The sequence below is a fragment of the Streptomyces sp. NPDC088732 genome (assembly GCF_044751205.1).
Taxonomy (GTDB): Bacteria; Actinomycetota; Actinomycetes; order Streptomycetales; family Streptomycetaceae; genus Actinacidiphila.
The window spans coordinates 1-13,035 of record NZ_JBIVLI010000019.1; the positions used below are offsets into that span (position 1 = coordinate 1).

A 13,035-nucleotide genomic window follows, 5' to 3' on the forward strand; every position below is an offset into this window, starting at 1 on the left:
GTTGACTTTTGGCACGCTGTTGAGTTCTCAAGGAACGGAAGCTTCCTTCGAGACCGTTTCACCGGCCCCTCCGGGCTTTCCCTTCGTTGTCTCCAACCTTACCAGATCCGTTTCGCGTTTCCGCTCTTCGTTTCCGGCCCCCTGCTGGAGCGGGGTTTTTGTTTCGCGCCTTCCGGCGTGTCCACTACTTTAGCGGATTCCCCCCGCGACTCATAATCGAGCCATTCGGACCGAATTTCGGCACGCCGAAATTGACCCCGTGGGGAAGTCGTGCGGTAGTGGTTTGCCGCCAGGCGGCGTGAGTGGCTGCCGTTGGAAGGTCGCCCGTCCGAGGCAGCTAGAGAACACTACACCACGCCCGCACGTGCTTCAAACCTGTGGCCCGCAACTCGTTCGAGCGCTACCGTCGAGGCATGACCACGCATGCGCGCACGGACATGTGGTGGGCCGCCTGAGGCGGCCGACCAGTCAGCGCATGCACCCAACGGCCGCCGCTCCGGCGGCCGTCTGCGTTTCTCCTGCGGTCTGCCGAGCCGGACGGGCATGAAGCAGGAGGAGACAGAGATGACGCGGGTCTTCAGCGGGATCAAGCCGACCGGGCATCTGACGCTGGGCAACTACCTGGGAGCGGTGCGCCAGTGGGCCGCGGTGGACCAGCACCGGGCCGAGTCCCTTTTCTGCGTGGTGGATCTGCACGCGCTGACGGTGGACCACGATCCCGCCCGGGTGCGCCGGCTCAGCCGGCAGGCCGCGACCCTGCTGCTGGCCGCGGGGCTGGACCCCGCGGTGTGCACCCTGTTCGTCCAGAGCCATGTGGACGAGCACACCCGGCTCGCCTACCTCCTGGAGTGCACCGCCGCGGACGGGGAGATGCGGCGGATGATCCAGTACAAGGAGAAGGCCGCCCAGGAGCAGCGGCGGGGCGGCAGCGTGCGGCTGTCGCTGCTGACCTATCCGGTGCTGATGGCGGCGGACATCCTGGCGTACCGGGCGGACGAGGTGCCGGTCGGTGACGACCAGGCCCAGCACGTCGAGCTGACCCGGGATCTGGCGGAGCGCTTCAACCAGCGGTACGGGCCGGTGTTCACGGTGCCCCGCGCGGTGCTGCCGGCGGTGGCCGCCCGGGTGATGAACCTGCAGGACCCCGTCTCGAAGATGGGGAAGTCCGACGACACGGGTCCCGGGATCGTCTACCTGCTGGACGAGCCGGAGACGGTCCGCAGGAAGGTGATGCGGGCGGTGACCGACAGCGGGCAGGACATGGCCTACGACCCCGAGGAGCGGCCGGGCGTGGCGAACCTGCTGGAGATCCTGTCGGCGTGTTCGGGCCGGACGCCGCAGGAGCTCGCCGCGGACTACGACTCGTACGGGGCGTTGAAGAAGGACACGGCGGAGGCGGTGGTCGAGGAGCTGCGGCCGCTGCGGGAGCGCCATGCGGAGCTGGCGGCCGATCCGGGGTACGTGGACGCGGTGCTCCGTACGGGGGCGGAGCGCGCGCGGGCACTGGCGCGGCCGACGGTGGACGCGGCCTACCGGGCGATCGGGCTGCTGCCTCCCGCGTGAGGGCCGGTCGGGCCCGCCGCTCCCGGAAGCCGGGGGCGGCGGGGCCCGCCGAGCGTCAGCCGTTGCCGGAGGCGAGCTCGCGGCTGCGGTCGCGGGCGGCTTCCAGGGCGGCGATCAGGGCGTGCCGCACGCCGTGCTTCTCCAGCTCGCGGATGGCGTTGATGGTGGTGCCGGCCGGGGAGGTGACGGCCTCGCGCAGCTTGACCGGGTGCTCGCCGCTGTCGCGGAGCATGACGGCGGCGCCGATGGCGGACTGCACGATGAGGTCGTGGGCCTGGGCGCGGGGCAGGCCGAGGAGGATGCCGGCGTCGGTCATGGCCTCGACCAGGAAGTAGAAGTACGCGGGGCCGGAGCCGGACAGCGCGGTCGCGGCGTCCTGCTGGTACTCGGGGATGCGCAGGGTCTTGCCGACCGGCTGGAAGATCTCCTCGGTGCGGACGAGGTGCTGCTCGCCCGCGTGGCTGCCCGCGGAGATGACCGACATGCCCTCGTCGACGAGCACGGGGGTGTTGGGCATGACGCGGACGACCGCGGTGCCGGCGGCGAGGCGTTCCTCGAAGAAGGAGGTCGGCACGCCGGCCGCGGCGCTGATGACGAGGCGGTCGGCGGCGAGGTGCGGGGCCAGCTCGTCCAGGAGGGCGGACATGTCCTGCGGCTTGACGGCGAGGATGAGGGTGTCCGCGGTCTTGGCGGCCTCGTCGTTGGAGACGGCCTCGACGCCGTAGCGGGCGCGCAGTTCCTCGGCGCGGGCCGGACGGCGGGCGGTGACCAGGAGGTTTTCCGGCTTCCATCCGGCGCGGAGCATCCCGGAGAGCAGGGCCTCGCCGATCTTCCCGGTGCCGAGCACGGCGACTTTCTGGGTCATGGGCCCATCTTCGCACCGGGGACGGCGGCGGCGGGGTCGCTGTCCACGGTGCGGTCGGACGGGTCGGGCCCTGGGGCGGGCCGCGCGGGTGCGTCAGGCGGTACGGCGGCGCAGGGTGGCGGCGCCGAGTGCCAGGGCGACGGCGGCACTGCCCGCGACGACGGCGAGGTCGCGGACGAAGTCGCCGGTGATGCCGGTGTGGGTGAGCACCTGCTGCATGCCGTCGACGGCGTACGACATGGGCAGCACATTGGAGACGGCCTCCAGCACGGGCTGCATCCGCCCGCGCGGCATGAGCAGTCCGCACAGCAGGAGCTGCGGCAGCAGGACGGCGGGCATGAACTGGACGGCCTGGAACTCGCTGGCGGCGAAGGCGCTGACGAAGAGGCCGAGTGCGGTGCCGAGGCAGGCGTCGGCGAGGGCGACCACCAGGAGCAGCCAGGCGGACCCGGTGACGTCCAGGCCGAGGGTGAGGACGGCGAGGCCGGTGGCCAGCCCCGCCTGGACGACGGCGATGGCGCCGAAGGCGAGCGCGTACCCCGCGAGGAGGTCGCCCTTGCCGAGCGGCATGGACAGGAGGCGTTCCAGCGTGCCGGAGGTGCGTTCGCGGAGGGTGGCGATGGATGTGACCAGGAACATCGTGATGAGCGGGAAGATGCCGAGCAGCGAGGCCCCGACGGTGTCGAAGGTGCGGGGGCTGGCGTCGTAGACCCAGGACAGCAGCGTCAGCAGCACGCAGGGCACGACGACCATGAGGGCGATGGTGCGCGGGTCGTGGCGCAGCTGGAGCAGGACGCGGCGGGCGGTGGCGAGGGTGCGGTGCGTGCTCATCGGACGGCCTCCTCGGCCTCGTTCGGGGTCGCGGGGTGCGGGGCCGTGCGGCCGGAGGCCTCGTCGACGAGGCGGAGGAAGGCCTCCTCGACGGTGGCGGCGCCGGTGCGGGAGCGCAGTGCGTCGGGGCTGCCCTGGGCGAGGATGCGGCCCTCGCGCATGAGCAGCAGGCGGTGGCAGCGCTCGGCCTCGTCCATGACGTGGCTCGAGACGACGAGCGTGGCGCCGCGTTCGGCGGCGAGGCGGTGGAAGAGCTCCCACAGGTCGCGGCGGAGGACGGGGTCCAGGCCGACGGTGGGCTCGTCCAGGACGAGGAGTTCGGGCGAGCCGAGCAGGGCGACGGCCAGGGAGACGCGATTGAGCTGTCCTCCGGAGAGGTTGCCCGCCAGGGCGCCCGCGTGCGAGGTGAGGTCGACGTCGGCGATGGCCCGCTCGACGTGGTCGCGGGCGTCGCCGCCGAGGACGGAGGCGAAGTAGTCGAGGTTCTGACGAATCGTCAGATCAAGGTACACGGACGGCGCCTGGGTCACGTAGCCGATCCTGGGCCGCAGTTCGCGGTGGCCAGCGGGCCGGCCGAGCACGTCGAGGGTGCCGGTGACACGGGCCTGGGTGCCGACGACGGCGCGCATGAGGGTCGACTTGCCGCAGCCGCTGGGGCCGAGCAGTCCGGTGATCTCCCCCCGGGGGACGGTGAAGTCCAGGCCGTCCAGGACGGTGCGGCCGCCGCGCAGGACGGTCAGGCCGGCGGCATGGACGGCGGGACCCTGGGCCGCTGCCGCGGGGTCCTCGGATTTATTCATCATGCGGTGAATACTGCTCCCGCGGCGACCACCCGTCAAGACAGGGCAAGTACATCCATTCGAGTGACGGATCATTTACGCTGCGTTAACCTCAAGAGCTTGCAAAATAGAGGGGCCGACCGGGCAGAATGGAGACCGCGACACCTCGGGACGGGGGCAACTGTGCTCTGTGGCAAGGGAGTTGGACGAGTCGTCGCCGCCGGCGTCGGCATACTGCTCTCCCTGTTCCTGGCTCTCGGCAGCACCGCCGCGGAGCCCGCACCCACGGCGCTCCGCGAGGCGGGAGCGAGGACCGCGTACACGCAGTCCGAGCAACGCCACTGCCTGAGCCACCGCCAGGAGGGCAACGGCGCGGGCCTGGTGGTGCCCGGGGCGCTCGGCGTCCCGTCACCGGCCCCGCGCACCGGCTCCCCGGCCGAGGACCCGGTCGTGAACGCGGGCGGACACCGGCCCGCCACCGTCACGGCACCGCGCACGGCGCGCCAGGCCGTCCCGCTCACCAGATCAGGCGAACTACCGGTCGCCCTGGGGGTGTTCCGCTGCTGACGGACGGCGTCCCGACGCCGCCCGTCGCCCTCTGACGTCGTCCCCGCCGGCCATCACCGGCTGCGGCGACGTCGAACCGACCGCTGCCCCGCGCCGCGGTCCGGGCACCGCCGCGGGCACCCGACCCCCCACACAGCTCGACCACGCACGCCCCGTCCGCTTCCAGGACGGGGCGCAATGGAGGCCACCCGAAATGAAGACCTTCATCCACCCTGCCCACGACGCCCCACGGGCACGACCCCTGACCGGCGCCGGCCGCCATTCCGGCCCCGGCACCGTCCCCCCACCCCGGATCGCCCACCACCCGTCCGCCAACACCGCCCCTCCTCGGTGAACCGCCTGATCCGGCGCGTTCCCGCCCGGCCCACGACCCTCCGTGCCGACCTCACGGCCTCGCTCGTCGTCTTCCTCGTCGCCCTGCCCCTGTGCGTGGGAGTCGCCGTGGCCTCCGGGGTCCCGGCCGAACTCGGCCTCGTCACCGGCATCGTGGGCGGACTCTTCACCGGGCTGCTGCCGGGCAGCAGCCTCCAGGTGTCCGGCCCGGCGGCCGGGCTCACCGTGCTGGTCTTCGAGGCCGTACGGGAGTTCGGACTGCCGGCGCTCGGAGTGCTCGTGCTCGTCGCGGGCCTGCTGCAGATGCTCATGGGCATCCTGCGGCTCGGCCGCTGGTTCCGGGCGATCTCGGTCGCCGTCGTGCAGGGCATGCTCGCCGGGATCGGCCTGGTGCTGATCGCCGGGCAGGTGTACGCACTCGCGGACGCCAAGGCACCCGCCTCCGGCCCGGCCAAGCTCGCCGGGATCACCGGGCTCGCCCGCGACGTGGCCGGCTCCGGCACGGCGCTCACCGCCCTCCTCCTGGGGGCCGGCACGATCGCCGTCCTGGTGCTGTGGCCCCGGATACCGCGCGCCGCGCGCGTACTGCCCGGGCCGCTGGCCGCCGTCGCGCTGGCCACGGCGGCGGCGGTGCTGCTGCGGCTGCCCGTCGCCCGCGTCGAGGTACGGGGGCTGCTCGACTCCGTCCAGCCCCCGGGCGCCGGGCAGTTCGCCCAACTGGCCAACGTGTCGATGATCGGCACCGTGCTGGCGTTCGCGTTGATCGCCTCCGCCGAGAGCCTGTTCAGCGCCGCGGCGGTGGACCGGCTCCACGACGGGCCGCGCACCGACTACGACAAGGAACTGATCGCGCAGGGCGCGGGCAACGCGCTCTGCGGGGCGCTCGGGGCCCTGCCGATGACCGCCGTGATCGTGCGCAGCGCCGCCAACGTCCAGGCGGGCGCCCGCACCAAGGCGTCCCGCGTGCTGCACGGGGTGTGGCTGCTGCTGTTCGCCGCGCTGCTGCCGGCCGCACTCGGGGTGATCCCGGTCGCGGCCCTGGCGGGCGTGCTGGTGCACGCGGGGTGCAAGCTCGTCCCGTTCCGCGCACTGGTGCCGCTGTGGCGCGAGCACCGGGGCGAGGCCGTCGTCCTGGTGATCACGGCGGTCGCGATCGTCGCCACCAACATGTTCGAGGGCGTCCTGATCGGGCTGCTGACGGCCGTGGTCAAGGCGGCGTGGGAGACCTCCCACACCCATGTCGAGATCGATGACCGCGGCGGCGGCCCGATCGTCGTACGGGTCCTGGGCAACGCCACCTTCCTGCGACTGCCCAGGCTGCTCGACCAGTTGGAGGCGCTGCCGCGCAACCGGGCCATGGAACTCGACCTGCGGCGGCTGCGCCACCTCGACCACGCCTGCGGCATGGCGCTCGCCGGATGGGCCGAGCGGCACAACGAGGAAGGGGTGACCCCGGTGCGGGTGCAGCGGGCAGCGGCGTGAGCACCTGAGACACCCCGCACTCCTGCCCCGGGCGGCGATCCCGTCCCGGGGCAGGACAGTGCGGGAACCTGCGGGAACGGTGTCAGGGCCGGGGCCGGGACCGTCCCGGCCCTGACACCGGGCTCCGGGCCGTCTCAGGGACATCCCCTATGGCTTCCGGCGCGGCCCCGGGCGACCGTGGCGGTATGAGCCGTTCCACTGATCCCTCCCGCCCGCCGCGGGACGTGACCCGAGGCGAGTCGCGCCAGTTGGCGCTGGCCTCGGCCACCCTCGGCCCCTGGCGGCCCGCCGCCGCGGTCGGGGCCATCGGCGGCGGGGTCTCCCTGACCCTGTCCGTCATCGACGGCCACTTCGGACTGCGGGTCATCGCCGCGGCCTGCTCCGTCGCGCTGATGCTCTTCTTCCTCGTCGGCGGCGCCGGCGCGGTGACGGGGCGCGGCCCCCGGTCCGACGGCCGCATCCGCCGCTGGGCGGCCGAACACCCGTGGCGCGTCGCGCTGGTACCGGGCGGCATGCTGCTCGTCACCGACCTCGTGATGCGCCAGATCCTCACCTCCGAGGGCTTCTTCGGCAGCCTCTGGGACGGTCTGTGGCGCGGCGCCCTCGTCTCGGGCGTGGTCGGCGTCGTCGGAGCGGTGGCGGCCTCCCGCAGGGCCCGCTAGTCCGTCTGGTCCGTCCGGTCCGTCCGGTCCGTCCGGTCCTTCCCGTCCTTCACGGCGACGGTCAGCGCGACCCGGTACGGCTCCACGACCAGGCCGTCGGGGAAGACCGCCAGCAGCTCGCGCCGCTCCTCCTCCAGGATCCGGGCGGCGGCGTCCCGGCCGATCACGGCGAAGTAGGACCGGCTGCCCAGCATCGCCAGGTGCGTGTCCACCGGGACCGTACGGGTCCAGCGCAGGGAGCGGGAGCGCGGGTTCAGGCCGAGACCGGGACCGAGCGAGCGCAGGACGCTCTCGGCGTCCCCGGACAGGCCGTACTCGTGGTGACCGGGCACACGGGCGGCCAGCCGGGTCTCCTGCCCGACGATCCACGGCACGTCGGTGTCCGGCAGGTTCCACCAGAGCGCGAACGCGCCGCCCGGCCGCAGCACCCGCGCCGCCTCCGGCGCCGAACGCGCCGGGTCCGTCCAGTGCCATGCCTGCGCGTACGTCACGAAGTCGGCGACGCCCGCGGCGAACGGCAGCGCGTTCCCGTCCCCGCGCACGAGCGGCACCCCCGGCTGCCCGGCCCGCAGCTGCGCCGCCATGCCCGTACCGGGCTCCACCGCCGTCACGTGCGCCCCGCGCGCCCGCAGCAGCGCGGTCGCTATGCCCGTCCCCGCCCCGACGTCCAGCACGGCCGCACCCGCGAGGCCGCGGCCCGCCATCTCCTCGACGGCGTCGAACATCTCACCGGGGTATCCGGGCCGCGCGGCGGCGTACTGCGCGGCGACGGCGTTGAACGACTGGGCGTACCGGCGGCGGTGTGTCGGCTGTGAGGTCATGCCGGTTGTCTTCCCCGCGGCGCGGTCCCCCGACCCATGGGCGGGGGACCGCACCACAGGGGTCAGCCGCAGCGGCCGGCTATGTAGCCGTCGCTGCCGGTGTGCACGTACGCGTCGGACACGTACTGTCCCGGCGCGATCCGGTCCCAGATGCTGCTCGTGCCGTAGTAGCCGACGACCGTTTCACCGGGCGCCTGGCAGATGACGGGGACCTTCACGTCGTACGGGAGGACCTTCACGATCTGGAAAGTCGTCCCGGGACCGGTCCGGACGTTCAGGCGCGTGTCCGGGGCGACGGGGTAATAGATCACGTCGGCCGCCGCTGCGTCGGCCGCCCCGCCCAGCACCAGGAAGAGCGCCGCGGCCACTCCGGTCGCGACCGCGGCCGGAAGGCCGCCCCGTTTCTTGCCAGTCGTTAACACACCTGCTCCTCGCGAAGGGGACAAAGGCGAGGTGCCGCGGTGGACCGCTGCACCTCGTACAGCTGTCGGATCGTGGTCGGCTGTGCGACGTCAGCAGCGGGACGCGACGTACCCGTCGCTGCCGGTGTGCACGTATGCGTCGGAGACGTACTGGTCGGGGCCGATGCGGTCCCAGATGCTGCTCGTGCCGTAGTAGCCGTTGACCGTCGTGCCGGGCGTCTGGCAGAAGACCGGCACCTTGGCGTCGAGCGGCAGGGTCCTGACGATCTGGTAGCCGGTGCCGGGACCGCTCCGGACGTTCAGACGGCAGTCCGGGGCCACCGGGTAGTACACCAGACCGGCTGCGGCAGCCGCTGTGACGGACGCGTTCGCGGCCTTGGCGGGCACGTCAAGACTGTTCTCGGCCATGGCTCTCCCCCGTGAAGATTCACGCTCTGTCAAGTGCAGGCTAGCAATCCGGGCCTTCGCCGTAAGGACGATCGGTTAGGCTCCCTGGGTTGCGGCCACGGACGAAAACTCGGGGGTGGGTCATGCCGCCGTCGGGCAGACCCGGCAACGGACCGGAAGCGGAGCGTCCGGAATACGCCGGCCAGTACCGCCTGGAGAGCCGGCTCGGCGCCGGTGGCATGGGTGTGGTGCACCTGTCGCGCTCCACCTCCGGCATGCGTCTGGCCGTCAAGGTCGTGCACGAGGAACTGGCGGCGGACCCCGAGTTCAGGGCGCGCTTCCGCCAGGAGGTCGGCGCCGCACGCCGGGTGAGCGGGGCCTTCACGGCGCCCGTCGTGGACGCGGACCCCGACGCCGAGCGGCCCTGGATGGCGACGCTCTACATCCCCGGGCCCACGCTCGCCCAGTTCGTGAAGCGGAACGGTTCGGTGGCCCCGGCCCAGGTGCGGTACCTGATGGCCGGCCTCGCCGAGGCGTTGCGGGACATTCACCGCGTCGACGTCGTGCACCGGGACCTGAAACCGAGCAACGTCCTGCTGGCCGCCGACGGTCCGAAAGTGATCGACTTCGGCATCTCGCGGCCGTCCGACAGCGACCTGCGCACGGAGACCGGCAAGCTCATCGGCACGCCGCCCTTCATGGCACCCGAGCAGTTCCGGAACCCCCGGTCGGTCGGGCCGGCCGCCGACGTGTTCGCCATGGCGAGCGTTCTCGTCCACGCCGCGACGGGGCGGAGCCCGTTCACCTCGGACAGCCCGTACATCGTGGCCTACCAAGTGGTGCACGAAGAGCCGCAGTTGGAGGGCATACCCAGCGACCTCCGGCCGCTCATCGAGCGCTGCCTCGCCAAGGACCCGGACGATCGGCCGACCCCGGATGCCCTGATGGCGGAACTCAGGGAGATCTCCGCCTCGTACGACACCCAGACCTTCAGCTCCTTCGACCTCGAGGGCCTGATGGCGGACCGCCCCGCGTCGACGCACCGCCATCCGCTTCAGGACCGTGTTCCCGACGGCTCGGCGGCGTCCGGGTCGCAGGACGTGGCCACCACCGGGACCGGGCTCCGCCGCGGCAAGCGCTGGCGCGTGCCCGCCGCCGCGGCTGTGACCGCCCTGGCCGCGGTCGGCGCCTTCACCGCGCTGGCCCGCTTCGGCCCGTCGGGGCAGGCGGACACGGGCGGGAGCGGGGGCCACCGCGGTGGTACCTCTGCCGCCGTCTTCACACCCTGGTCCGCAGCTCCCTTGGGGGACGGGCGGACGGGCGGGATGGCCGCCTGCACTTACGGCGCGCAGGCGCTGTACTGCACGCGGCAGGGCGTCGAAGCGGCGCGGCTGGACCCCGCTGACGGCACGCTGCGGTGGGCCGTCGCCACGAGCGGCGATCACGGTGGCGATATCGCGCCGAGCCGCCCCGTCCTGTACGGCGGCGTACTGCACGTCACGACCGGCGACCGCACCCGGCTGGAGGCTCTCGACCCGGCCACGGGCGACAAGCGCTGGTCCCTGGAACTCTCCTCCTACAAGGGCGACTTCCAGGACACCGGGAGGACCGTGCTGCTCGGCGGCCGCAACGACGGCGTCCTCACCGCCGTGGACGGGGTCACGGGCAAGGAGCGGTGGCAGCGCAGCCTGAGCGGCCACACTCACCCGCGCTTCTTCGGGTACGCCGACTCGGGACCGCTCTATGCCGTCGAAAGCACGGGCGACGGCCGGCACACGCTGGTGAGCGTGGTGGATCCGGCCGACGGCACCGTGCGGCGGCAGCGGCAGTTCGAGGGCCAGCTCGCACCGGTCGGAGGCACGGGGACCGTCCTGTTCCTCACGTCCATGGACGACTACTCGCGCACCGACGGAGTCGTGCGCATGGACACCGCCGACTGGTCCGTGCGCCGTTTCCGGCTCACCGGCCCCCTGGACGCCGCCCAGGCGGTGGTGCGGAACGACACGGTGTACGTGCTGGCGTACGGGGGCGCGCTGCTCGCCGTCGACACGTCACGTCCGGACCGCTCCGCGCAGCAGGCCCAACTGTGGCGTCTGGAGACCGCCGTGAGTTGGGGCTCTCTGCCCGTCGCGGCGGGTGACCGGCTCTACTTCTCGTCCGCCGACGGGCGGGTGCTGGCGGTCGACGCGGAACGCGGCGCCTTCCTCGGCCAGACCGAGCCCCGGCTCGACACGGTCAAGGGGAACACGGAGGCGCCCCCCTCCCCCGTCGTCGCCGACAGCAAGGTGTTCGCGACCGCGCCCGACGGCACCGTGTTCGCGGTGGACGCGAAGGACCCCTCCCGCTGGTGAGAGCGCGGAAGGGGTCCCGTGCGGCGGACGCCGCGCGCCCGGCGGTCAGCCGTCGAGCTTGCTGACGTCGCGGACGGCGCCCTTGTCGGCGCTGGTGGCCATCGCCGCGTACGCCTTCAGCGCCAGGGAGACCTTGCGCTCGCGCGCCTTGGGGGCGTAGACGCCGCCGAGGGCGGCGCGGCGGGCGGCCAGGGTCTCGTCCGTGACGAGCAGTTCGATGGTGCGGCCGGGGATGTCGATCCGGATGCGGTCGCCGTCCTCGACGAGGGCGATCGTGCCGCCGGACGCCGCCTCGGGGGAGGCGTGGCCGATCGAGAGCCCCGAAGTGCCGCCGGAGAAGCGGCCGTCGGTGATCAGGGCGCAGCTCTTGCCGAGGCCGCGGCCCTTGAGGAAGGAGGTGGGGTAGAGCATCTCCTGCATGCCGGGGCCGCCCTTGGGGCCCTCGTAGCGGATGACGACGACGTCGCCCTCCGTGATCTCCTTGCGGAGGATCTTGTCGACGGCCTCCTCCTGGGACTCGCAGACCACGGCCGGTCCCTCGAAGGTCCAGATGGACTCGTCGACGCCGGCGGTCTTCACCACGCAGCCGTCCTCGGCGAGGTTGCCGTGCAGCACGGCGAGGCCGCCGTCCTTGGAGTAGGCGTGCTCGGCGGAGCGGATGCAGCCCTCGGCGCCGTCGGTGTCCAGGGCCTCCCAGCGCTCGGACTGGGAGAACGCCTCGGCGGAGCGGACGCAGCCGGGGGCGGCGTGCCAGAGTTCCTCGGCCTCGGCGGAGGGGGAGCCGCCGCGGACGTCCCAGGTCTTGAGCCAGTCGGCCAGCGACGGGGAGTGGACGGCGTGCACGTCCTCGTTGAGCAGGCCGGCGCGGTGGAGTTCGCCCAGCAGGGCGGGGATGCCGCCGGCGCGGTGCACGTCCTCCATGTAGTACGTGCGGTTCTTCGCCACGTTGGGGGCGACCTTGGCCAGGCACGGCACGCGGCGCGAGACGGCGTCGATGTCGGTCAGGCCGAAGGGGACGCCCGCCTCCTGGGCGGCGGCGAGCAGGTGGAGGATCGTGTTGGTGGAGCCGCCCATGGCGATGTCGAGGGCCATGGCGTTCTCGAAGGCCTCGAAGGAGGCGATCGAGCGCGGCAGCACGGACTCGTCGTCCTGCTCGTAGTAGCGCCGGGTGAGGTCCACGACCGTGCGGCCGGCGTCCTCGTACAGCGCCTTGCGGGCGGTGTGGGTGGCCAGTACCGAGCCGTTGCCGGGCAGCGACAGGCCCATCGCCTCGGTGAGGCAGTTCATCGAGTTGGCGGTGAACATGCCGGAACACGAGCCGCAGGTGGGGCAGGCGTTCTCCTCGATGCGGAGGATGTCCTCGTCGGAGATCTTGTCGTTGACGGCGTCCGAGATCGCGTCGATGAGGTCGAGGGTGCGCACGGTGCCGTCAACGAGGGTCGCGCGGCCGGCCTCCATGGGGCCGCCGGAGACGAAGACGGTGGGGATGTTGAGGCGCAGGGCGGCCATCAGCATGCCCGGGGTGATCTTGTCGCAGTTGGAGATGCAGATCAGCGCGTCGGCGCAGTGCGCCTCGACCATGTACTCGACGGAGTCGGCGATCAGGTCGCGGGAGGGCAGCGAGTAGAGCATGCCGCCGTGGCCCATGGCGATGCCGTCGTCGACGGCGATGGTGTTGAACTCGCGCGGCACGGCGCCGGCGGCCTTGATCGCCTCGCTCACGATGCGGCCGACCGGCTGCAGGTGCGTGTGCCCGGGCACGAACTCCGTGAAGCTGTTGGCCACGGCGATGATCGGCTTGCCGATGTCCTCGCTCGCTACGCCCGAGGCCCGCATGAGGGCGCGCGCGCCCGCCATGTTGCGGCCGTGGGTGACTGTGCGGGACCTCAGCTCGGGCACGGGGACCACTCCCTACGTTTCCATCCTGGAGTTTTCGAGGTTACGCCCCGGGCCGCCGCGAGCGACGGTGTGT

General features: G+C 72.6%; 12 protein-coding genes. 5 read left to right on the forward strand and 7 right to left on the reverse strand.

The genetic code is table 11. The annotated features are described in order from the left end of the window. Window positions 1–564 precede the first annotated feature (564 nt). Window positions 565–1,563, forward strand: coding sequence for a tryptophan--tRNA ligase (gene trpS, locus ACIP9H_RS28965; RefSeq protein WP_401961583.1), 999 nt, complete (start codon window positions 565–567; stop codon window positions 1,561–1,563). A gap of 55 nt (window positions 1,564–1,618) precedes the next feature. On the opposite strand, the gene proC is transcribed toward trpS, so the two are convergent. The 3 genes from proC to ACIP9H_RS28980 form a co-directional block, all read right to left on the reverse strand. Then, on the reverse strand, window positions 1,619–2,428 hold the full coding sequence (gene proC, locus ACIP9H_RS28970) for a pyrroline-5-carboxylate reductase (RefSeq protein ID WP_360910359.1): 810 nt from the start codon (window positions 2,426–2,428) through the stop codon (window positions 1,619–1,621). Window positions 2,429–2,521: 93 nt separating this feature from the next. Next, the gene (locus tag ACIP9H_RS28975; RefSeq protein ID WP_401961586.1) at window positions 2,522–3,259 is read right to left on the reverse strand and encodes an ABC transporter permease; all 738 of its coding nucleotides are present in this window, start codon (window positions 3,257–3,259) and stop codon (window positions 2,522–2,524) included. Further along, entirely contained in the window at window positions 3,256–4,062 is an 807-nt protein-coding gene (locus tag ACIP9H_RS28980) for an ABC transporter ATP-binding protein (RefSeq protein ID WP_401961589.1), read from the reverse strand. The genes ACIP9H_RS28975 and ACIP9H_RS28980 overlap by 4 nt, the downstream gene beginning before the upstream one ends. A gap of 159 nt (window positions 4,063–4,221) precedes the next feature. Between ACIP9H_RS28980 and ACIP9H_RS28985 the strand changes: the two genes are divergently transcribed. The 3 genes from ACIP9H_RS28985 (at window position 4,222) to ACIP9H_RS28995 (ending at window position 7,082) form a co-directional block, all read left to right on the forward strand. Continuing rightward, complete coding sequence (locus tag ACIP9H_RS28985; protein ID WP_401961591.1) at window positions 4,222–4,605, forward strand: hypothetical protein; 384 nt, start codon at window positions 4,222–4,224, stop codon at window positions 4,603–4,605. Between the two features lie 330 nt (window positions 4,606–4,935). Beyond that, the gene (locus ACIP9H_RS28990) at window positions 4,936–6,420 is read left to right on the forward strand and encodes a SulP family inorganic anion transporter (protein ID WP_401595704.1); all 1,485 of its coding nucleotides are present in this window, start codon (window positions 4,936–4,938) and stop codon (window positions 6,418–6,420) included. Between the two features lie 185 nt (window positions 6,421–6,605). Further along, window positions 6,606–7,082, forward strand: coding sequence for a hypothetical protein (locus tag ACIP9H_RS28995; RefSeq protein ID WP_401595706.1), 477 nt, complete (start codon window positions 6,606–6,608; stop codon window positions 7,080–7,082). Here the strand turns inward: ACIP9H_RS28995 and ACIP9H_RS29000 are convergent. The 3 genes from ACIP9H_RS29000 to ACIP9H_RS29010 form a co-directional block, all read right to left on the reverse strand. Next, the gene (locus ACIP9H_RS29000; RefSeq protein WP_401961595.1) at window positions 7,079–7,903 is read right to left on the reverse strand and encodes a class I SAM-dependent methyltransferase; all 825 of its coding nucleotides are present in this window, start codon (window positions 7,901–7,903) and stop codon (window positions 7,079–7,081) included. The genes ACIP9H_RS28995 and ACIP9H_RS29000 overlap by 4 nt on opposite strands. A 62-nt stretch (window positions 7,904–7,965) precedes the next feature. Continuing rightward, on the reverse strand, window positions 7,966–8,271 hold the full coding sequence (locus tag ACIP9H_RS29005) for an SH3 domain-containing protein (RefSeq protein ID WP_401595882.1): 306 nt from the start codon (window positions 8,269–8,271) through the stop codon (window positions 7,966–7,968). 144 nt (window positions 8,272–8,415) lie between these two features. Continuing rightward, window positions 8,416–8,733, reverse strand: a complete 318-nt coding sequence (locus ACIP9H_RS29010) for an SH3 domain-containing protein (RefSeq protein WP_401595711.1) — start codon at window positions 8,731–8,733, stop codon at window positions 8,416–8,418. 122 nt (window positions 8,734–8,855) lie between these two features. Between ACIP9H_RS29010 and ACIP9H_RS29015 the strand changes: the two genes are divergently transcribed. Continuing rightward, window positions 8,856–11,063 (forward strand): serine/threonine-protein kinase, encoded by a 2,208-nt coding sequence (locus ACIP9H_RS29015; protein WP_401961597.1) that lies wholly within the window; start codon window positions 8,856–8,858, stop codon window positions 11,061–11,063. 45 nt (window positions 11,064–11,108) lie between these two features. On the opposite strand, the gene ilvD is transcribed toward ACIP9H_RS29015, so the two are convergent. After that, window positions 11,109–12,962: a dihydroxy-acid dehydratase gene (ilvD, locus tag ACIP9H_RS29020; RefSeq protein ID WP_401595716.1), complete on the reverse strand. Its 1,854-nt coding sequence runs from the start codon at window positions 12,960–12,962 to the stop codon at window positions 11,109–11,111. Between the last annotated feature and the right edge of the window lie 73 nt (window positions 12,963–13,035).

Bases quoted from the DNA above. Each gene is read 5' to 3' on its own strand.
- ACIP9H_RS29015 (WP_401961597.1), top strand. From the start codon at position 8,856: ATGCCGCCGTCGGGCAGACCCGGCAACGGACCGGAAGCGGAGCGTCCG.
- trpS (WP_401961583.1), top strand. From the start codon at position 565: ATGACGCGGGTCTTCAGCGGGATCAAGCCGACCGGGCATCTGACGCTG.
- ACIP9H_RS29000 (WP_401961595.1), bottom strand. From the start codon at position 7,903: ATGACCTCACAGCCGACACACCGCCGCCGGTACGCCCAGTCGTTCAAC.
- ACIP9H_RS29010 (WP_401595711.1), bottom strand. From the start codon at position 8,733: ATGGCCGAGAACAGTCTTGACGTGCCCGCCAAGGCCGCGAACGCGTCC.
- ACIP9H_RS28995 (WP_401595706.1), top strand. From the start codon at position 6,606: ATGAGCCGTTCCACTGATCCCTCCCGCCCGCCGCGGGACGTGACCCGA.
- proC (WP_360910359.1), bottom strand. From the start codon at position 2,428: ATGACCCAGAAAGTCGCCGTGCTCGGCACCGGGAAGATCGGCGAGGCC.
- ACIP9H_RS28980 (WP_401961589.1), bottom strand. From the start codon at position 4,062: ATGATGAATAAATCCGAGGACCCCGCGGCAGCGGCCCAGGGTCCCGCC.
- ACIP9H_RS28975 (WP_401961586.1), bottom strand. From the start codon at position 3,259: ATGAGCACGCACCGCACCCTCGCCACCGCCCGCCGCGTCCTGCTCCAG.